1 protein-coding gene is annotated in these 1042 nt (G+C 63.1%); it reads left to right on the forward strand.

The window, feature by feature from the left end; translation table 11 throughout:
* On the forward strand, positions 1-1042 hold a 1042-nt coding region (locus PVA39_RS23180), incomplete at both ends, for an Ig-like domain-containing protein (RefSeq protein ID WP_274126063.1).

A 1042-nucleotide genomic window follows, 5' to 3' on the forward strand; every position in this document is an offset into this window, starting at 1 on the left:
CGATGCCAAAGTCACCGACCCAGCCGGCAACACCGGCTCGGCTACTGATACCGGCGCTATCGACACCACCGCTCCGCTGATCACTGTCGATGCACCGGCTATTACCAACGAGACCACCCCGACTATCGTCGGTACCACCGATGCGCCAGTCGGCAGTGTTGTGACGCTGACCATGACGCAGGGCACAACCGTTCTGACCACCACGGCTACGGTCGTGGCTGGCGGCACTTATTCCGCTGATGTACCGGCTGGGTTGGTTGAAGGCCCGTACTCGGTCGACGCCAAGGTCACCGACGCCGCCGGCAACACTGGCTCGGCCACTGACACCGGCGCTATCGACACCACCGCTCCGCTGATCACTGTCGATGCTCCAGCCATTACCAACGACACGACGCCGACTATCGTCGGCACCACCGATGCTCCGGTGGGCAGCACCGTTACGCTGACCATTACTCAGGGTGCCAACACCTTTACCGTGACCACACCGGTTCTGGCGGGTGGCACCTACAGCGTCGAGCTGACTCAGCCGCTGGCTGAAGGCCCGTACTCGGTCGATGCAAAAGTCACTGATCCGGCCGGCAACACTGGCTCGGCCACTGACACCGGTGCTATCGACACCACGGCTCCGCTGATCACTGTCGATGCTCCAGCCATCACCAATGACACGACGCCGACTATCGTCGGTACTACCGATGCGCCGGTGGGCAGTGTTGTGACGCTGACCATCACGCAGGGCACGACCGTGCTGACCACCACGGCTACGGTCGTGGCAGGTGGCACTTACTCTGCGGATGTGCCGGCTGGCTTGGTTGAAGGCCCGTACTCGGTCGACGCCAAGGTCACCGACCCAGCCGGCAACACCGGTTCGGCCACTGACACCGGTGCTATCGACACCACGGCTCCGCTGATCACTGTCGATGCCCCAGCCACCAACGACACGACGCCGACCATCGTCGGTACTACCGATGCGCCGGTCGGCAGCACCGTTACGCTGACCATCACTCAGGGTGCCAACACCTTTACCGTGACCACACCGGTTCTG

The organism is Pseudomonas sp. CNPSo 3701 (genome assembly GCF_028674975.1).
Classification (GTDB): domain Bacteria; phylum Pseudomonadota; class Gammaproteobacteria; order Pseudomonadales; family Pseudomonadaceae; genus Aquipseudomonas; species Aquipseudomonas straminea.